Raw genomic sequence first — 19,042 nt, forward strand, 5'->3', positions numbered from 1 at the left:
ACATATTACTCCTGTTCAGGATTTCGTAAGTAATAACCTACTCCTCTACGTGTTACGATCCAGGTAGGGTGACTTGGGTTATCTTCAATTTTCTCGCGAAGACGTCTGACAGTAACATCGACTGTACGTACATCCCCGTAGTAATCATAACCCCACACTGTTTGAAGTAGATGCTCACGGGTCATGACCTGTCCGATATGTTTCGCCAAGTAATGAAGGAGTTCGAACTCACGGTGCGTCAATTCGATTGTATCTCCCCGTTTTGAAACAACGTAGGCATCCGGATGGATCGTTAAGGATCCGACGGTGATTTCATTGTTCTCATCCTCGACAGCTTGCTGCGCCCCGTGCTGGTGGCGTCGCAGGTTGGCTTTCACCCTGGCAATCAATTCACGTGTACTGAACGGTTTGGTCACATAATCATCCGCCCCAAGCTCCAGTCCCAATACTTTATCGATTTCAGAGTCTTTCGCTGTCAGCATGATGATCGGCATTTCATACTTCTTCCTGATTTCACGGCACACTTCCATTCCATCACGGTTCGGAAGCATGATATCAAGAAGGACAAGATCCGGCTTGATTTCCTCAGCCATTTTGACGGCTTCATCACCGTCATACGCGCAGTGGACCTCATAGCCCTCTTTCTTTAAATTAAACTGTAATATATCTGCAATTGGTTTCTCATCGTCAACGACTAATATCTTCTTTTCCATATCAATTGATCTCCTTTAGAAAAAAGTAATGGATCATATAAAGTTGTGATTAGTATAGGATTCTTCCTTTAAATTTATCACTTTCTCCATATTAATTCATCTTTAACTCTATCATACCCTTTATTTCAATGCTTGTTGAACTATAATCTAAATATAACAAAGGGGACTGACAAATAAAATGATTGTGTCAGTCCCTTGCTTGATTCCCTCTATAAAATTACAGTACATCCAATGGATTAATCAATGATCCATTTTTGAAAATTTCAATATGAAGATGAACACCTGTTGCTTCACCCGTTTCTCCCATGATCCCGAGTTTCTGTCCTCTTTCCACCGTTTGGCCGGCAGAAACAGAGATGGAGTCTAAATGCGCATAAAGAGTTCTATATCCATTTCCGTGATCAATGATGACCTTATTTCCATAACCTCCATCGTCCCAGCCTGCTGATACGACTCTTCCGTTATCAACGGATTTGATGGTACGGTCACTTGGACGGGCGATGTCGATGCCCTTATGCATTTTCCCCCATCGCTGGCCTTGCTTGGAAGAAATATATCCGCCATTCGTCGGCCATGCAAAGCTTCCCGATCCTCGTGAAGGAATGGCTTTCGTCCCTTTGACCACGATATATTTCACCGGATCTTTTAATTTCTTTTCTTCTTTTACATTTTTAGAGATTTGAGAACCATTTACCTCTGTTGTTTCGAAGGTAACGGATTTCTCACCATCCTGCCCCTCTTGCTTCACTTTCGTATCGCCCTTATTCATAGAAGAGTCTTCTTCTACTTCTTTATCGTAAGCAATCTTTTCAATCTTATTTGCTTCCTTCTTAACGAGTACGTGAACAAGCGGCTCGTATACAGTAACGTTTAACTCCGCACCAACCTTAAGTGCATCGCCCTCTTTCAATCCTTCATTTAACTTGAGTAAAGTACCGGTCGTTAATTGATGCTCTTCGGCAATCGCACTAAGAGAATCGCCTTCTTGAACTTTGTATTTCTTCTCTTCTAACGCACCTTTTTTAAGAAAATCGGCCGCTTCTTCAGGGGACATCATTTCTTCAGGTTTTACCTGCGCCTTTTTAACGTCTACATTCTCTTTGAAAGAAACTTCTAACAAACGTGTTTCATTTTCTTTTAAAGCGGGTAAAGAAGTGGTTGAAGAGTCCTTTTTCCTTGCTTCTAATTCAGCCAGCTCTTCATCGGAAACATAGTTAAGCTTAAAAGCTTTTAAAGCTTCTTCAGCCGCCTTTTCGTCTTTCACATACGCAACCGGCTTGTTATCGACAACCAAAGCAAATGCATTTGCTTCGATTGCTACAGATTTATTTACGTTTTCAATGACTTGTTGATTGTTGGTTTTGACAGCTTCAAATACATTCTCAGGTATGTATGTTACTTCATGATCAAAATCAACCTGGTAATCACTGTATTCCTTCTGAGCCTTCTCAAGCTTCTCCTCCAATACCGCCTTTACTTCGTCCTGACTTGTAACGGCACCTACATACTCACTATCCATGTACACATGATAGATGGTTTGCAAATCTTCTTCAGACCCCGTAGCGGCAGCAGAAGAAAAGGTTAAAGTGGTAAGGGCGAGGGTGGTGATCCCTACTCTCTTCACTAATTGACTTGATCTATGTCGAATATTAAGTTTTTTGTATTTGTCTAAAACGGGTGAAAACTTCTCTCCAAAACTCATTGACTTGCCTCCTATAAACTAAAGCAAAAATCCCAGTTAACGGTAGTTCATTAAGCCTAATTTAGTCGAATTCTATAAAATTGCTACTTTACTAATTTACCATAATTCGACGAAAACCGGGACGCAGAATCATGATTGTAATATAACTGTATAATTTATCTGAAAATATAGTTTCGACTTTCGGGCAATGATCCGCGTCATAATGGGAATGATATGGGTCTAAGGATGTATTTTCGATTGAAATAGGGTTGGTAGAAATTAGAGGATTTTTGTTGTTTTATGTTACATGAATATTACAAGAGGCATAATAAAAAAGTACTACGAGAGTCTAAGTCGTCGCAGTACTTTTTGTGTGATGGCTCAGGACGGAATCGAACCGCCGACACATGGATTTTCAGTCCATTGCTCTACCAACTGAGCTACTGAGCCAAATAGTTTTCGGCTTCCGCTAAGCTTCGAATCTCTTCGTCAGCTCACTCAGTCACATCCTCACGTATGTAAAATACGCTCCGGTGTTCCTTCGATCGCTTCCTCGACCTTCTCGCTTATCGAAACCCTTTTCCATTTCATGAATATCAGATATGTAAATGGCGGTCCGGACGGGACTCGAACCCGCGACCTCCTGCGTGACAGGCAGGCATTCTAACCAACTGAACTACCGGACCAGAGTTTTTTGCGCTAGCAAAAATAACTATCATTACTTTGCTCTTGCAAAAAATATGTATTCTATTTCCATATAGTATTGCCTAGTAAGCCAGCAGTCTATCATTAAGGAAATAAAAATGACCCATACGGGATTCGAACCCGTGTTACCGCCGTGAAAGGGCGGTGTCTTAACCGCTTGACCAATGGGCCGTAAAAAATGGTGAGCCATGAAGGATTCGAACCTTCGACCCTCTGATTAAAAGTCAGATGCTCTACCAACTGAGCTAATGGCTCTCTAAGTATATATAAACACGAATCGAAGGCTTGATCAAAGCCTCTTTCGTGACAACGAAATTAATATTATCACAGTATGATTGTCGAGGGCAACAGTTTTTTTGGTTTTTTTGTCGAAAATTATTTCTCGGGGAATAATTTGGTCAAACCGATGATTTTTGGGAATGTAATTCGTTAAAATGGACGCCATCCCCCTCCACAAAAAAAGACCCGCCACCAAAGCAGCAGATCTCCGTTTTAAACAAAATCAATAAGTCAAACTAGCCGCCACTACCCATCCTACGACAATCGACGCGGAGAACAGGCTGAATCCGATAGCAATGTTTCCTTCTTCCACTTTCTTAGCAAGATTTGTGCGTGGAGTCAGGACAAACTCTATGATCCAGTAGGCAATGACCTGGGTCGCAATTCCGATCAGACCCCAGATGAACGCATCAAGTAAATTAAGACTGTTTGCCCACACGGTGTAGATGACGATGGCGAGTCCGATGGCTTTTCCCCATAGTTTCAAGGCTACCGCAATGTTTCCTTCTTTGATTAACTTCGCTTCTGAGAACTTAGTAGTGAAGGCGAAGATGGTGATGCCGAGGATCATGAGTCCAAGGCCGGTTCCCACGTGGGCCAGAAAGCTGAGTAATGCTTCACTTGTTATGATTTGCATATGTTTCTCTCCTTTTTATCTCTCCTGTATTCCTACAGGCAGAAAGTATGATTCGTTATCGGTGATGGCATTTCCGGCTCTGATCCCGATTGCGCCGGGATTACCGTTTATGATGAAGCTTCCGACCATCAGGCTTGCTTCCTTTTCCCCTTCATCCGTTGTGATCACTGAGACGGGAAGGGGGCAGAATTGTTGATAAACAGGCAGAGTCTGTTTATACGTTTCGTTTTTGTCTTCCAGTAGCACCTTACCCGTCGCTTCCAGTATTTTGACTGTATCTCCTTCACGACCGAATACAGGTTTTTGTACGTACGTCATTCCACACTCCTCAAACGTTTCAGGGTCAAGGTACGTTGGAAGGAAGTAGCGCTCAATCCACTGATGTTCTTCCTTTGTGAAAAAGGTGCTTCCTTCTTCATGAAGCCCCCAAATGAGTGCCTGCACCCCTTTTGATTGAAGCAGAAAGGCAGATGGCGGATTCAAGACAGCCAATTTCTTATCCAACACCAGTTCCATCAGTTCCTGTCCGACTTTATCGTTCGTCAGGGGATCCTCATCCTCGACGAGATGCTCGATCGGATACGTTTGACGATATAATACATCGATTCTCTCCCCATCCGGTGTAAAAAGCCCATCGTTGCGTATTTGCAACTGATCAAGGCTCACATACTCTGAAGGGACGCCCGAGAGATCCTGTATATACTTCGTTGTCAGGTAGTCTTCTTCGTGATCGGCATGGGAGGTGAACACGATCTTTGCGTCTCCTCCCCTTTGAAGTGACTTCCAGGACGATAAAAGAGCCCTTTTCAACTCTTTGGATAATTGTTCTTCCATCCCTTCATTCGGATTCGCATAATCGAAGTACTCACAGACCTTTTCATTCACATGATAAAGCTCTTTGATGAAAGTTGGAGTATCACTATTGAATTCTAATAGTTTCATATCTCCATTAGATACGACGAAATCAAATCTCCCAATGATACATTCTTGAGGGACGGACTTACATTTTATATATGAGAGGGATTCTTCAGGGTACCCCAGTTCGAGAAGGGTTCCATCATCCAGCTCCCGAAGAAGATCTGCCGTCTTATCAAAAATGGCGTAGACACGCTTCGATGCTTCTTGAATCGCCATGATGTTGTTTCTGGGTATCAGATGGATATCCAATAAGGAGTATTCCATATCATATAAATCGTGCCAGAACTCCGGGATGCCATTGTAAAATCCTCTTCTTTTCGCTTGGTGAGAGATTGGCATATTACCCTCCAAATCCACCTTTAGAGCCACTTCCAATTCCTGATTTGTAGCTTTTAGAATAAGATTTATAGCTTGGTGAGCTTTTCAGCCCAGATTTATTTTTATAATATCTTCCTCCATAGAAATAATGGCCGTAATGGGAAGATCGATCATCATCACAATAATACGTACCGCTGTCGTCATCCCAATCCCAATCGTCACAATCTACATCCGTCGGTTCCGGCGGGAGGTCCTGGTTCCCGCAGCCGCTCACCGATATTGCCATGACCGAGGCGGCAACACCCGCCATCATTTTTTTTGTTTTGTTCATCTACTTTCCTCCTCCAGCTTATATCCCGTTGCCTTTACATATAGAAGATATACATAGCGATCCTCATCTATTTCAGCAGAGTCGCGTTCCCATTCAACTCCGTCTATATAATAATAAACAGAACCGATGACGCTTAGAATATCAAGATGATAATCATGATGTTCTATTTTCAGGATAGGATTATTTTTCCGGTGATTGAGCTCACGAATTTCAAGTACCAATCGTTCCGGTGGAAACAAAGGGTCATTCAACGGTTCTTCCTCATAGGTTTCCACATAAATGACGAATACGTTGCCTTCTATAGAAGAGGAAAGCTGCCGGTAAGTGATCCCTTCCTTTACGAAGAACTCACATTCCCTTCTTGAGAGAATCTGTTCAAGCTCAATATCGGGGTAGTGATAAATGGGATCGAAGGCGTCGTTTCCTTTTCTCAATCGATACTCTAATATCGGTTCTTTCATTTCCTGGCATCCTCCTACAATGATTTCTTTAAACTATACGAACCAGTAAGGAAAAGGTTTCATTTTCCAGAAGTTCATTGGTATGATTGAACTATGATTTTTCAGAAAGGAGGGTATGTATGATTATTTTCCAAAGGATTTGGAAGCAGATCACGAAGATGGACTTCGGTTTCATTTTTCTATTATCACTGATAATCGTCCTGATTGGAACCTTTGGCAGTCATTTTTTGGAACCTGAGACATTTCCATCACTGTTTGACGGATTCTGGTGGACGATGACGACGTTGACGACGGTCGGGTATGGAGATTATTTTCCCGTTTCGGTAGGAGGGCGGATGCTTGGAATCTTCCTCTTTATCTTCGGGATTGGGATCATCGGGGTATTGATCAGTAAAACCGTCGATTCAATCACCACGTTTCAGAAATTCAAAAGGGAGGGAAAGCTAGTGTATACATATGAAGATCATTATATTTACATCAACTGGTCCAAAAAGACGGAAAGGGCAATTGAAGAGATCCTTGCCCATGTGCCCGATGCTGAAATCGTCCTCATCGACATGCTTCCCATCACTCCGATCGAGCATGAGCAGGTCCATTTCATCCAGGGGGATCCATCAGATGAAAATGTGTTATTGAAGGCCAATATCTTTGAAGCGAAGCGGGTCGCCATTTTCTCTGATTCTAAAATCGAGGACCCTTCCCTTGTAGATGGGAAGACTTTATTAATCGCTTCAGCTGTCGAAGGATTATCCAAAACCCATCAGCGAGAAGTCCATACAATCGTGGAAGTATCGGAGGATCGTCATATTCCAAAATTCCAGCATATCGCCGTAGAGGATTTCATTCTTTCCAATGATTCAGTCTCACTTCTGATGGCGAAAGCTACCCTGCATCCTGGAACGACTACCTTGTTCAGACAGCTCTTGAGTAAACGATACGGCAACAATATACACGAATTCAGCGTGAAGGATACCTGGAAGACCGTCAAGCAGGCATCTGAGGAACTGCTTGAAAAAGGAGCCATCCTTCTTGCCGTAAATGACAATATGGATTTCAGCAATGCCATGAATCAGGAACTCCATCCGGAAGATACGTTGTATGTTGTCTGTCATGACCGTGTTTACGAACAATTGAACCAATAAAAAAACTCTCAGCAAAGGCTGAGAGTTTTTCATTTATTAATTCGGGCTCCACACGCTGCGAACCACATTCGTTTGAGAACGGTCAGGACCGACTGAGAAGATGGAAAGAGGTATTCCTGTTAATTGAGAAACACGCTCTAAGTAGTGACGGGCATTTTCAGGAAGATCCGTCAGCGTCTTGCATCCAGTGATGTCTTCCGTCCAGCCTGGAAGCTCTTCATACACAGGCTCACATTCAGCTAAGATGTTCAGGTTAGCCGGGAATTCTTCCATGACTTCACCTTTGTATTTGTAAGCAACACAGATTTTCAATGTTTCAATCCCTGTCAAAACGTCGATCGAGTTCAATGAAAGATCCGTTAATCCACTGACACGGCGGGCGTGACGCACGACCACACTATCAAACCAGCCAACACGGCGAGGACGTCCAGTCGTTGTACCATACTCACGGCCGACTTCACGGATTTTATCTCCGGTTTCGTTGTTTAATTCTGTAGGGAAAGGACCGTCTCCCACACGTGTAGTATATGCTTTTGAAACACCGACTACGTGATTGATTTTTGTTGGGCCGACTCCGGAACCGATCGTCACTCCACCAGCTACCGGGTTTGAAGATGTAACAAACGGATATGTACCTTGATCGATATCAAGCATAACCCCTTGAGCTCCTTCGAATAGAACGCGACGGCCGTTATCAATGGCATCATTCAAGACAACAGATGTATCGACAACATAGTGCTTGATCTGTTGACCATACTCATAGTACTCATCCAGGATGTCTTCAATATTGAAGCCTTCTGTTTCATAGAACTTTTCGAAAAGGCGGTTTTTCTCTTCAAGATTACGAGCAAGTTTTTCTTCAAACGATTGACGATCCAGAAGATCTGCGATACGGATTCCGACACGGGCTGCTTTATCCATATAAGCAGGACCGATTCCTTTTTTCGTTGTACCGATTTTGTTGGCACCTTTACGTTCTTCATCAATTTCATCCAGTTTCAAGTGGTATGGAAGAATTACGTGTGCACGATTGCTGATTCTAAGGTTGTCTGTTGTCACATTGCGATCGTGAAGATACTTCAACTCTTTCACAAGAGCCTTAGGATCGACAACCATCCCATTTCCGATGACGGATGTTTTTTCGTTATAGAAAATACCTGATGGAATTAAGTGTAATTTATATGTTTCACCGTCAAACTTAATCGTATGACCCGCGTTGTTCCCACCTTGGTAACGCGCGATTACTTCTGCATGTTCAGAAAGGAAGTCAGTGATCTTTCCTTTTCCTTCGTCTCCCCATTGCGTTCCTACTACTACTACTGAAGACATATTAAGCACCTCCGACGGGAATTAGTATTCCCTCTTTTATCAAACAAACTCATTTTATCAACACTAAAACTGAAAGTCAATCAAAACACGAACGTTTGTATAGGTAATTATATTTATGTTCGTGTAATTTTGGACTTTCATCCCTAAAGTCCTCTAGTTTAAGAATTTTAAGACAAATAATACAAGCTTAATTAAAGGTGGAGAATGATGGTGTGTAGAAGGGGGACCGTTCCTTTCCGCTCCAGGCACTTGCTTTCCTCGGGGAGGAAGTCGAGCCTCCTCGGGCTTTGCCCTGCGGGGTCTCGACCTTTCCTCTATTTCCCGAAGGAGTCAAGTGCCTTCCGCTACAATCCACTCTGTGCTTCTATATTCTGATTGCATTATGAGAATAGTCTACAAAAAACTCCTATTCTAGATAGTTTGCTTCAGAAAATAAACCATCTTCAAAGGATCACAAATTTAATCATTCCCTCACAGATGATTTAGACTGCCCTCATGTACATTACCCATCAATTGGAAAATAAGTAGTCATCTCAAATTTATTTGCTCTGTTCATGATTTCTTCATAAAGATTGTCAGGGGATTTGCGAGACTCCTGCGGAAAAACGGGCGAGGCAAGACCCCGCAGCGAATGCGAGGAGGCTTGACCGGTCGTCCGCGGAAAGGGAGCGAATCCCCTGACAATCAAGCAGTTTGCTAATCGAACAGAGCAGACGCACTCAATTTGATTGATCGAGCGTAGTAAAGAAGCGAACAAATAAGATAGCGCATTTTAGAAACTTTTGCTAATCTAAGATAAGCATTTTGAATTTTACATACAATTGAATAACGAGGTGACGATGTGATGATTAAACGATTTTTTAGTTATTACCGTCCGCACCGGCGGCTTTTTTATATTGATTTCGTCTGTGCGGTGTTGGTTGGACTTTTAGAGTTGGGATTTCCTTTGGCGGTTTCGTGGTTTATAGATTCTTTATTGCCTGAGGGGAATTGGAGTACCATCCTGGCTGTTTCAGCAGGCCTCCTGGTTCTTTATTTGCTCAGTTCGAGTATGCAGTTTGTGGTGAACTACTGGGGGCATAAGCTCGGGATCAATATCGAGACGGATATGAGGCGGGAATTGTTTCATCATGTTCAGAGGCAATCCTTCCGCTTCTTTGATAATACGAAAACAGGTCATATCATGAGCCGGGTGACAAATGATCTGATGGATATAGGGGAGCTTGCCCACCATGGACCAGAAGATCTGTTCATCGCCGTCATGACCTTTATCGGGGCATTCTGGATCATGCTCTCGATCAATATGGAGCTTGCATTGGTTGCGATCATTATTGTTCCGTTCCTTGTGTGGCTTATTTCGTATTCGAATATTAAAATGAATGCGGCCTGGACGAAGATGTACGGAAATATTGCTGACGTCAACAGCCGCGTTGAAGACAGTGTTTCAGGGGCGAGAGTGGTTCAATCATTCACGAATGAGTCTTATGAAATGGAACGTTTTAATGAAAATAATCAATTTTTCAGGAAGTCGAAACTGAAGGCTTATAACGTAATGAGCGTAAATTTATCAGGGATTTATATTACGACCCGGTTGATGACCCTGATCATTCTAGTATACGGAGCCTGGCTGAGTTTTTCAGGAGCTCTCTCGTATGGGGAGCTTGTCGCCTTCATCCTTTATATCAACGTCCTGTTTAAACCGATCGACAAGATTTCAGCCCTTTTAGAGTTATATCCGAAGGGCATGGCAGGCTTTAAGCGGTTCACCGAGCTGATGGATATGGAGCCGGATATCGAGAATCGCCCTCATGCTGTTGAAGTGTCCACGCTGAGAGGTGATATTGCCTTTAACGACGTGACTTTTGGATATGAACCTGACCGGCCCATTCTGAACGATTTATCCTTCACCATCCAACCAGGACAGACGGTCGCTTTTGTCGGTCCTTCAGGTGCCGGGAAAACGACCATATGTTCATTGATTCCCCGCTTCTATGATATAGAAGAAGGAGCCATCACCATTGATGGCATCGATATCCGTGAAATGACGAAGGAATCCCTCCGTTCCCAGATCGGGATCGTCCAGCAGGATGTGTTCTTGTTCACTGGCACGCTCCGTGAAAATATAGCTTATGGGAAGCTTGATGCCACCCAGGAAGAGATTGAGGAAGCGACGAGACGTGCGCATCTGACAGATCTGATCGCATCCCTTCCAGACGGATATGAGACCCAGATCGGGGAAAGGGGACTGAAGCTTTCCGGGGGGCAAAAGCAGCGTTTATCCATTGCCCGTATGTTCCTTAAGAACCCACGAATCCTGATTTTGGATGAGGCCACTTCCGCTCTGGATACAGAGACAGAAGCGATCATCCAGGAGGCGTTAAATGAACTGGCGAAAGACAGGACCACCCTCGTGATTGCCCACCGGTTGGCAACGATCCGGAAAGCAGACCGTATTCTCGTCGTCACTGAAAACGGGATCGCCGAGGATGGGACTCATGAAGAGTTGCTCTCTAATGAAAATGGGATCTTTACAAGGCTTCATGCTCATCAACATGCGACGATCCTATAACAACAAAAAAATCCAAGCCTGATACGCTTGGATTTTTTCTATTAAGCCGGAGCGTCGTCGAACCGCCGCTCCAGATTCACGAATTTATTGTATTCCTTCACGAACGCCAGAGACACGTTCCCAACCGGACCGTTACGCTGCTTGGCGATGATGATTTCGATGATATTCTTGTTCTCGGCTTCTTTGTCGTAGTAATCTTCACGGTATAGGAAGGCTACGATGTCAGCATCCTGCTCGATACTTCCTGATTCACGGATATCGGACATCATCGGACGCTTATCCTGACGCTGCTCCACTCCACGGGAGAGCTGGGATAAGGCGATGACCGGCACTTGAAGCTCACGGGCCAGCCCTTTCAGTGAACGGGAGATTTCAGAAACTTCCTGCTGACGGTTTTCGCCGGAGCGACCGCTACCCTGGATCAGCTGCAAGTAGTCGATGAGGATCATTCCAAGACCGTGCTCCTGTGCAAGTCGGCGGCATTTGGAACGGATTTCCCCTACTTTGATCCCCGGGGTATCATCGATATAAATACCAGCATTCGATAGGCTCCCCATTGCCATGGTCAATTTTCTCCAGTCTTCGTCCGTCAGGTCACCGGTCCGGAGATTTTGTGCGTTAATATTCCCTTCTGCACACAACATACGCATGACGAGCTGTTCCGCACCCATCTCGAGTGAGAAGATGGCTACGTTTTCCTTGGCCTTTACGGCGACGTTTTGTGCGATGTTCAGGGCAAAGGCTGTCTTACCCATGGAAGGACGTGCCCCTACAATGATCAAATCATTTCGCTGGAACCCTGCCGTCATATGATCAAGATCGGCGAATCCAGTCGAAATCCCCGTTACGTCACCCTTACGATTTGTAAGGGTTTCGATATTATCATATGTTCGCACCAGTACATCTTTAATATTGTGGAAGGCCCCTGCATTTTTACGCTGAGCCACTTCCATGATGTTTTTTTCCGCTTCGCTCAGGAGGCTGTCCACCTCATCCTCACGGGCATAACCGTCAGAGGCGATATCGGTTGCTGTACGAATCAACCTTCTCAGTAATGACTTCTCTTCCACGATCTTTGCGTAGTATTCAATATTCGCAGCGGTTGGAACGGAAGCGGCCAATTCACTTAAGTAAGCGACCCCGCCGACATCCTCGAGCTCTTTCGCTGCTGCCAGTTCTTCGGTCACCGTTATCAGGTCGACGGCCTTTCCGCCATCCCCCAGATTCAGCATGACATTGTATATTCTTTGATGAGAATGACGATAGAAATCCTCTGGAATCAATATTTCCGATGTGGTCGTCAATGCACTGGGCTCAAGGAAAATGGCCCCTAATACCGCTTGTTCAGCCTCAATATTCTGAGGTGGAACCCGGTCCTGAAACATTTCATTCATCTATGCTCAAGCCTCCCTTACGATCAAACAGATCCTGACTTTCATGATCTATATAAAAAAAAGAATGGTATTTTACCGAAAAAATGTGATCAGGATAAAATCCAGATCACATTTCATATCAAGCTATATTCATTTTAACATGTTTTTCTCAAAATAAAGTTACCAAATTTCGTATATTCAGTGGAAAAACTATTCTTCCGTTACGTGGACCTTCAATGTTGCAGACACATCTGTATGAAGTTTCACAGGTACATTGGTGTAACCAAGGGCACGGATGGCATCATTCATTTCGATTTTACGCTTATCGATTTTGATGTCATGAGCCTTTTTCAACTCATCCGCAATTTGCTTGCTCGTGATGGAACCGAATAAACGGCCGCCTTCACCGGACTTCGCTTTCATTTCAACCGTGAGCTCTTCTAATGTCGCTTTTAATTTTTTCGCTTCTTCCAGTTCCTCTTGAGCCAATTGCTCTTCTTTCTTCTTTTGACCCTCAAGTTGGCCCATATTGGCGTTTGTCGCTTCAACGGCCAATCCTTTTTTCAGTAAAAAGTTATGTGCATAGCCGTCCGCTACGTTTTTCACTTCACCTTTTTTACCTTTGCCTTTAACGTCTTTTAAGAAAATGACTTTCATATCTCTTTTCTCCCTTCAAAATAATCATTTAGTGCTTCTTTCAGCTGTTCTTCCGCTTCCAGGACAGATACTTGCTTGATCTGGGTGGCGGCATTGGTTAAATGACCTCCGCCGTTCAAGTTTTCCATGATGATCTGTACGTTAACGTCACCAAGTGAACGGGCACTGATACCGATTGTGTCAGGGTCCCGCTTCGAAATCACGAAGGACGCGATGACTTCATCCATGGTCAATAAGGTGTCTGCCGCCTGGGCAATGAGGACGGGATCATAAATGACATCCTCCTCGGCTTTCGCTATGGCAACTCCTTCACGGAAGAACTTAACCGACTCGATCAAACGGGAACGCTTGATGTACGTATCGACATCCTCTTTGAGGAATTTTTGAACGAGCACCGTGTCAGCACCCTGTGCCCGTAAATAGGAGGCTGCATCAAACGTCCTTGAGCCTGTTCGAAGCGTAAAGCTCTTCGTATCGACAATGATCCCGGCGAGGAGCGACGTCGCTTCTAGCATCGTGATCTTCTCATGCTTCGGCTGATACTCGAGAAGCTCTGTCACAAGCTCTGCCGTAGAAGAAGCATAAGGCTCCATATAGACAAGCAGTGGATTTTTGATAAAATCTTCGCCCCGTCGATGATGATCGATGACGACGACTTTATCCACTTTGTTTAACAGCTTTTCTTCAATGACCAGGGAAGGCTTATGGGTATCAACGACGACGAGCACCGTATCATCCGTTGCCATCTCAAGTGCTTCCTCCGGGGTGATGAAGCGTGGATGAAGATCGGAATTCGCTTTGATTTCCTTCATCAATCGTTTCACACCGTTGTCGATTTCATTAAAGTTCAAGACGACGTAGCCATCACGCTGATTCATCTGGGCCACTTTTCTGATTCCGATAGCCGCCCCAATCGCGTCCATATCGGGATGCTTGTGCCCCATGATGATGACCTTATCACTCTCGATCATGATTTCCTTTAAAGCATGGGAAATGACCCTGGCACGCACACGGGTCCGTTTTTCCATCGGATTGGTTTTACCGCCATAGAACTTGACCTTTCCATTGGTCTGTTTAATCGCGACCTGATCGCCGCCTCGTCCAAGGGCAAGGTCGAGGCTTGATTGAGCCAGTGTCCCAAGTTCCGGAAGGGAGGAGACCCCTGTCCCGACACCGATACTCAAGGTGAGGGGGACATTTTGCTTCGAGGTCGTATCCCGGACATCATCCAGGATCCCAAACTTCTCCTTCTCCAGTACTTGAAGGATCTTTTCATTTATGACAGCGATGAAGCGTTCGGAAGAGACCCTCTTCAGGAACACACCGTACTCTTTCGCCCACTTATTCAGGATGGATGTCACAAGACTGTTCAAGCTGCTTCTCGTCTGATCATCCATGCCTTGCGTCAACTCATCATAGTTATCTAGAAAAATGATTCCAATATTCGTGCGTTCATCATGATATTGCTTTTCTATTTCTTTTTGCTCTGTGACATCAAAGAAGTAGAGTAGTTTTTCTTTGAGCTTCAATACGACATGATATTTTCGTTCATTAATCGTCACAATTTCCGAATCGACTTCCTGCTTGATTAAGGGAACGAGTGATTCAGCCACATCGTAAAGGGACCTTCCAACGACTGTGTCTTCATTGAAACAAGAGGCAAGAAAAGGATTCGTCCATTCTATGTAATATTCATCATTGATCAGCATGATCCCAATGGGCATCTCCATTAACGCCTCTTCCCCTACACGCTTGACGCGATAGGATAAGGTGGAGATATATTCCTCTGTTTCTTCGTGTGACCTTCTTTCAAAATAGAAAGCGAGAAAGTACACGATTCCAAAGACAATCAACCCTATTAACGAAATGATCCATTGGTAAAAGGAAACCGATACTAACAATAGAGCTGTTAATATAGCTAGACCGTACAATGGGTAGCGGATCATTCGCTTATTAAAATAAGATGGCATGATTTCAGCTCCTGGATCTTAAATTTCTATGACTTGCGTTGCAGGCGTTGTCTTAGATCAAATCCTAAGTCAATTATACCTAAAATTCGCACGAGATAAAGAAGAGGAATCGAAATGATTGTAATTAATACCAAAAATCCTTTGGACCAGCCTTTCAGATGAGCAAAGAAATAAATGAATGACAATCCTTGCACCGCCATCAGTGTCTGCAGTACATACAAGATATTAATCAGTGCCGTATAAACGTATGTTCCTTTTTCCGGCTGAAGGATCATGGACAGCACAAGTGTGATCAAATAATACCAAAGAATGCTCTTAGGGAGCTTCCATTCCCTGAATGGCTTGAAGACCGGTACATCCCTTCCCAGACGCTTCATGATCGGGAAATTGATCAAGATGAATAGTAAAGCAAGTACAACCGCTATCCCTACAAACAAAGTAGGAATCAGGGTGTGGATCAAATCGACGGAACTCTCCAGACTTTCAACCAGCCTTTTATCCGGTTGCTGTCCAAGCTTTTCAAAAAAAGAATAATAAGCAGCCTTCGATTCCTTCAGACTGTCTTCAATTACATTCACACCTAAAAATAGAATGGAAACAACGTAACCGATCACAATGTTGATAACAAGCGTGAAACTTGCTGCCATAAACAGCCTCATCTTATCCACTCTTGCCTTCACACACCAGCCGATGACCACCCCGGTTGTAGCCACCATAAAGGCAACCGGTAATGCAAGCAGTCCTCCGAATAAGAAAGACAGCCCCAGTGATCCGATCAATACTACGATCGAATTCCATAACGAATACTTGGAACTAAATAAAATAAGAGGGAGGGGCAACACAAAAAATGCCAGGGTCCCAATCAGCGGAACATATAAACTCAATAACATCAACACAGTAAAGATGGCGAGCATAAGCGCACCTTCTGTCAAAACACGGGGATTCCTCACTCAAAACGCTCCTTACGATAAATTAAACAATGCAATAGCACTATCATATCAATTTTGAAGATAGATTTCATCTAATGGGGATTTGGAAGGGGCTTTTGTCAAAGTTGTGCCACTTTCAGTGAAACATGGGCTACTTCTGGTCGAACTCGTTCCAAATTGTGAATATCCGTCAATATCATATTAAAAAGAGGGCATCCCTCTTCACAGCTATTCATCTACTCTAGTATGCACTCACTCTAAAAAGGAGTATACGTAGTAGATAAAGAAAGGCCATGTGTCATGGATAACCCTACTATCACAGATTATGAAATTTTGAATCGTTCAATGGAGGACTGAAGCTCCTGGCTAAGGTCCGTCAGACGCTCCGCTGCTTCTGTAACGGATTGTACGGCCCTTACCTGTTCCTCTGTCGAAGCACTCATTTCCTCGCAGGAAGCGGCTGTCTCTTCGGCTGTCGCGGCCATCATTTGGATCACATTGACCACTTCATCCTTTTCGAGATTGATTTGACCCACTTCATTATACATATTCTCAATTTCACGCTGCATGGATTTCATTAATTGAGAGGTTTCGTCAAATACATGATTCGTTTTTTGAATCACATCATTTTGCACCTCGAATGTTTCTTTTGTTTTGACCATTTCGTCCACTGCTTGATGGGAGCCCTGTTGAATTTCAACAATCGTGCGCTTGACTTCTTCCGTTGCTTTCACGGATTGATCAGCAAGCTTGCGAACCTCTTCGGCTACCACAGCGAACCCTTTGCCGTGTTCTCCGGCTCTTGCCGCTTCAATGCTCGCATTGAGGGCAAGCAGATTCGTTTGAGACGAAATTTCCGTGATCGTTCCCATGACAGATTCAATCGTCTTCACTTTTGCTTCCAGGCTAAGGATGACTTTTTCCATAGAAGTGATGTATTCACTGGAAGAGTGGTAGGCACTTTCCAATTCTTTCACCTGATTCAATCCAGACTGGTTCATGGTATCCGCTTTTCCTGCAAGTTCAGACATGGCTTTGGATTTTTCATAAACCCCATCAATCCTCGTTCCCAATTGCTCTGTTTGAAGGTGAGCCCGATCAGAGTCAGCCGCTGACTGTGAAGCTCCGGTGGCGATTTCCGTTACGGCCCTTGCCATTTCCTCACTTGACGCATTTGTTTCCTCAGAAACCGCACTTAGTCCTTCGGCAGATTCCCGTACATTATAGATCGATTCCTGAACGACTTTTATCGTATCTTTCATATTCACGATCATTTTATTTAGATCTGTAGCCAGCAGGCCCGTTTCATCTTTTGAGTTGATCGTAGATTGAATGGATAAATCACCGGACGAAACGTCGGTTACCGTTTTTTGCAGCTCTTTAATTGGTTTAGTCATCATGTTGGCTACAATGACAACCAGCACCAGCATGATGACCAGCGTGATCAGAGCTGTGATTTGGAGTAAATGTTCAATGTCTTTAGAGGATTGAATGAGATCCTCCATGTTATAAGCGGAACCTACTTTCCAATTCGTTTTCGGTACTGTACTGTATATCAATATTTTTTTATCGCCATCTAAGTCATAGCGGATAGTATCTGAGTCTTTTTCAGATTTTAACATCTTGCTGATAAACGGTAACGTAGACAGATCTTCACCGCGTTTAGTCGGATGAACGATGGCTGTACCATCAAGACCAATGAGAAACGGATAACCATTATATCCGATTTCCATTTTGGAAACACGGTCGGTCAGTTTCGACAGGTTAATATCGACACCGAGGACACCCACCACTTTGTTTTCAGAGACAATCGCCCTTGAGGCGGTTATGATGTATTCCTCCGTTGCCGTATCGACATAAGGTTCGCTCCATACGACTCCTGCCCTTGCCTCTGCAGCGGTTTTATACCACTCTCTGCTCGTCGGATCAAAATCACTCGGCAGGGAAACGGAAGGGACGATTTTCAGTTTCTTATTCGGTGATGCAAAGTAGATGGAAGTGGCTTCCTCGTACAAACTAAGATAATTATCAAAATCCGATTGAATATTCGCATACAACTCTGTATTATCTACGCCCTTTTCTGTTTGCATTTGTGCCTTGGCATAGTTTTTTAATGAGTTGGAAACAGAGTACTGATCAATACTCTTTTCATGTTGTCCAAGGAACAGCTGTACGGAATTATTGAGTTCCCCGACAATCCCTTGAGTTTGACTGATGACTTCATCCTCTGTTTTCATTCTCGTCTGCCAACTGGTAATGGATATGATGACAGCCAAGGATACCATAAATAAGATAGAAATAATGACAATAAGCTTCATTCTGATGGATGATAAAATAAATGTCTTTTTATGGTCTTTTTTGTTTTTCTTTCTGATTTTTTTCACCAAAATTCCCCCTTTTACTACAAAAAACATCAATGTACACACTTATTCATCGACATTTTCCAGTGATTATTTATAGTTTTGAGGGAATTCACTCTTCTAGTATTAAGAATCGATTGTCGTTTGTTGGATATAAGTATAAGTTGTGGCGTGAAAATAAGAACGTTCCGTTTCGCTACAGGCACTTGCTTTCCTCGGGGAGGAAGTCGAGCCTCCTCAGGCTTTGCCTTGCGGGGTCTCGACTTTTCCTCTATTTCCCGAAGGAGTCAAGTGCCTTCCGCTACACTCCACTCTGTGCTTTTACAGGATGAGTTCCTAATTATGAAAAGACATTAATTCCTTACTAAAAGGGAACAAGTATCTTCACATAAGGATCTTTTCTTAGAAAGAGTTGTTGTAAAAAAGCAGCCGTCAAAGGTCTAATAACCAGTATGTGTTTGATGTGAGAGGAGTAATATTTGAAGGACAGAACTAGTAATAACAAAAATCAATCGACAGAGCCGACAACACTTCGAAAAATGCTGAGTTAATACGTATATGTATTTATATTTTTCTATATTTATATACTCTTGCTTATTAAGTTGATTGAAGCTGAAGGTGCTCGACTCCTGCGGGAAACGCTGGAGAGTACGAAATGCGGAGGCGGCTC

The 19,042-nt window shown here is 43.6% G+C and carries 14 protein-coding genes and 4 tRNA genes; 2 read left to right on the forward strand and 16 right to left on the reverse strand.

The window, feature by feature from the left end:
* Positions 1-5: 5 nt before the first annotated feature.
* The 10 genes from yycF to P8596_RS23695 all read right to left on the reverse strand — a co-directional run bounded on the left by yycF (position 6) and on the right by P8596_RS23695 (position 6,043).
* Positions 6-713, reverse strand: coding sequence for a response regulator YycF (yycF, locus tag P8596_RS23650; protein WP_034764811.1), 708 nt, complete (start codon positions 711-713; stop codon positions 6-8).
* 217 nt (positions 714-930) lie between these two features.
* Positions 931-2,415 (reverse strand): peptidoglycan DD-metalloendopeptidase family protein, encoded by a 1,485-nt coding sequence (locus P8596_RS23655; RefSeq protein ID WP_279725447.1) that lies wholly within the window; start codon positions 2,413-2,415, stop codon positions 931-933.
* A 356-nt stretch (positions 2,416-2,771) separates the two neighbouring features.
* A tRNA-Phe gene (locus P8596_RS23660) sits at positions 2,772-2,844 on the reverse strand.
* A 159-nt stretch (positions 2,845-3,003) separates the two neighbouring features.
* Positions 3,004-3,080 (reverse strand) — tRNA-Asp (locus P8596_RS23665).
* Positions 3,081-3,198: 118 nt separating this feature from the next.
* A tRNA-Glu gene (locus P8596_RS23670) sits at positions 3,199-3,270 on the reverse strand.
* An 8-nt stretch (positions 3,271-3,278) separates the two neighbouring features.
* Positions 3,279-3,354: transfer RNA gene (locus P8596_RS23675), tRNA-Lys, on the reverse strand.
* A 247-nt stretch (positions 3,355-3,601) separates the two neighbouring features.
* Positions 3,602-4,015, reverse strand: a complete 414-nt coding sequence (locus tag P8596_RS23680) for a DUF350 domain-containing protein (protein WP_279725448.1) — start codon at positions 4,013-4,015, stop codon at positions 3,602-3,604.
* A 15-nt stretch (positions 4,016-4,030) separates the two neighbouring features.
* The gene (locus P8596_RS23685) at positions 4,031-5,272 is read right to left on the reverse strand and encodes a glutathionylspermidine synthase family protein (protein ID WP_279725450.1); all 1,242 of its coding nucleotides are present in this window, start codon (positions 5,270-5,272) and stop codon (positions 4,031-4,033) included.
* Between the two features lies 1 nt (position 5,273).
* The gene (locus tag P8596_RS23690) at positions 5,274-5,582 is read right to left on the reverse strand and encodes a hypothetical protein (RefSeq protein WP_061810504.1); all 309 of its coding nucleotides are present in this window, start codon (positions 5,580-5,582) and stop codon (positions 5,274-5,276) included.
* A complete protein-coding gene (locus tag P8596_RS23695) occupies positions 5,579-6,043 on the reverse strand; it encodes a hypothetical protein (RefSeq protein ID WP_279725451.1) in 465 nt (154 codons plus the stop codon). The genes P8596_RS23690 and P8596_RS23695 overlap by 4 nt, the downstream gene beginning before the upstream one ends.
* Positions 6,044-6,162: 119 nt before the next feature.
* On the opposite strand from P8596_RS23695, the gene P8596_RS23700 reads away from it, so the two are divergent.
* Complete coding sequence (locus tag P8596_RS23700) at positions 6,163-7,185, forward strand: potassium channel family protein (RefSeq protein WP_279725452.1); 1,023 nt, start codon at positions 6,163-6,165, stop codon at positions 7,183-7,185.
* Between the two features lie 36 nt (positions 7,186-7,221).
* Here P8596_RS23700 and P8596_RS23705 read toward each other — a convergent pair whose 3' ends face one another.
* The gene (locus P8596_RS23705) at positions 7,222-8,514 is read right to left on the reverse strand and encodes an adenylosuccinate synthase (protein WP_224522421.1); all 1,293 of its coding nucleotides are present in this window, start codon (positions 8,512-8,514) and stop codon (positions 7,222-7,224) included.
* 844 nt (positions 8,515-9,358) lie between these two features.
* On the opposite strand from P8596_RS23705, the gene P8596_RS23710 reads away from it, so the two are divergent.
* The gene (locus P8596_RS23710; protein WP_034764794.1) at positions 9,359-11,083 is read left to right on the forward strand and encodes an ABC transporter ATP-binding protein; all 1,725 of its coding nucleotides are present in this window, start codon (positions 9,359-9,361) and stop codon (positions 11,081-11,083) included.
* Between the two features lie 41 nt (positions 11,084-11,124).
* Here P8596_RS23710 and dnaB read toward each other — a convergent pair whose 3' ends face one another.
* The 5 genes from dnaB to P8596_RS23735 all read right to left on the reverse strand — a co-directional run bounded on the left by dnaB (position 11,125) and on the right by P8596_RS23735 (position 18,396).
* Complete coding sequence (gene dnaB / locus P8596_RS23715; RefSeq protein WP_034764791.1) at positions 11,125-12,477, reverse strand: replicative DNA helicase; 1,353 nt, start codon at positions 12,475-12,477, stop codon at positions 11,125-11,127.
* Positions 12,478-12,666: 189 nt separating this feature from the next.
* The gene (gene rplI / locus P8596_RS23720) at positions 12,667-13,113 is read right to left on the reverse strand and encodes a 50S ribosomal protein L9 (protein ID WP_279725453.1); all 447 of its coding nucleotides are present in this window, start codon (positions 13,111-13,113) and stop codon (positions 12,667-12,669) included.
* On the reverse strand, positions 13,110-15,083 hold the full coding sequence (locus P8596_RS23725) for a DHH family phosphoesterase (protein ID WP_098438606.1): 1,974 nt from the start codon (positions 15,081-15,083) through the stop codon (positions 13,110-13,112). Before P8596_RS23725 ends, rplI begins: the two co-directional genes overlap by 4 nt.
* Positions 15,084-15,109: 26 nt before the next feature.
* A complete protein-coding gene (locus P8596_RS23730) occupies positions 15,110-16,033 on the reverse strand; it encodes a YybS family protein (protein WP_279725454.1) in 924 nt (307 codons plus the stop codon).
* Between the two features lie 302 nt (positions 16,034-16,335).
* Complete coding sequence (locus P8596_RS23735; RefSeq protein ID WP_279725455.1) at positions 16,336-18,396, reverse strand: methyl-accepting chemotaxis protein; 2,061 nt, start codon at positions 18,394-18,396, stop codon at positions 16,336-16,338.
* Positions 18,397-19,042: the final 646 nt, after the last annotated feature.

This window comes from Rossellomorea sp. DA94 (assembly GCF_029834455.1).
Taxonomy (GTDB): Bacteria; Bacillota; Bacilli; order Bacillales; family Bacillaceae_B; genus Rossellomorea; species Rossellomorea vietnamensis.

Excerpts from the sequence above, each read along its gene's own strand:
- yycF (WP_034764811.1), bottom strand. The coding sequence starts at position 713 with ATGGAAAAGAAGATATTAGTCGTTGACGATGAGAAACCAATTGCAGAT.
- P8596_RS23655 (WP_279725447.1), bottom strand. The coding sequence starts at position 2,415 with ATGAGTTTTGGAGAGAAGTTTTCACCCGTTTTAGACAAATACAAAAAA.
- P8596_RS23680 (WP_279725448.1), bottom strand. The coding sequence starts at position 4,015 with ATGCAAATCATAACAAGTGAAGCATTACTCAGCTTTCTGGCCCACGTG.
- P8596_RS23685 (WP_279725450.1), bottom strand. The coding sequence starts at position 5,272 with ATGCCAATCTCTCACCAAGCGAAAAGAAGAGGATTTTACAATGGCATC.
- P8596_RS23690 (WP_061810504.1), bottom strand. The coding sequence starts at position 5,582 with ATGAACAAAACAAAAAAAATGATGGCGGGTGTTGCCGCCTCGGTCATG.
- P8596_RS23695 (WP_279725451.1), bottom strand. The coding sequence starts at position 6,043 with ATGAAAGAACCGATATTAGAGTATCGATTGAGAAAAGGAAACGACGCC.
- P8596_RS23700 (WP_279725452.1), top strand. The coding sequence starts at position 6,163 with ATGATTATTTTCCAAAGGATTTGGAAGCAGATCACGAAGATGGACTTC.
- P8596_RS23705 (WP_224522421.1), bottom strand. The coding sequence starts at position 8,514 with ATGTCTTCAGTAGTAGTAGTAGGAACGCAATGGGGAGACGAAGGAAAA.
- P8596_RS23710 (WP_034764794.1), top strand. The coding sequence starts at position 9,359 with ATGATTAAACGATTTTTTAGTTATTACCGTCCGCACCGGCGGCTTTTT.
- dnaB (WP_034764791.1), bottom strand. The coding sequence starts at position 12,477 with ATGAATGAAATGTTTCAGGACCGGGTTCCACCTCAGAATATTGAGGCT.
- rplI (WP_279725453.1), bottom strand. The coding sequence starts at position 13,113 with ATGAAAGTCATTTTCTTAAAAGACGTTAAAGGCAAAGGTAAAAAAGGT.
- P8596_RS23725 (WP_098438606.1), bottom strand. The coding sequence starts at position 15,083 with ATGCCATCTTATTTTAATAAGCGAATGATCCGCTACCCATTGTACGGT.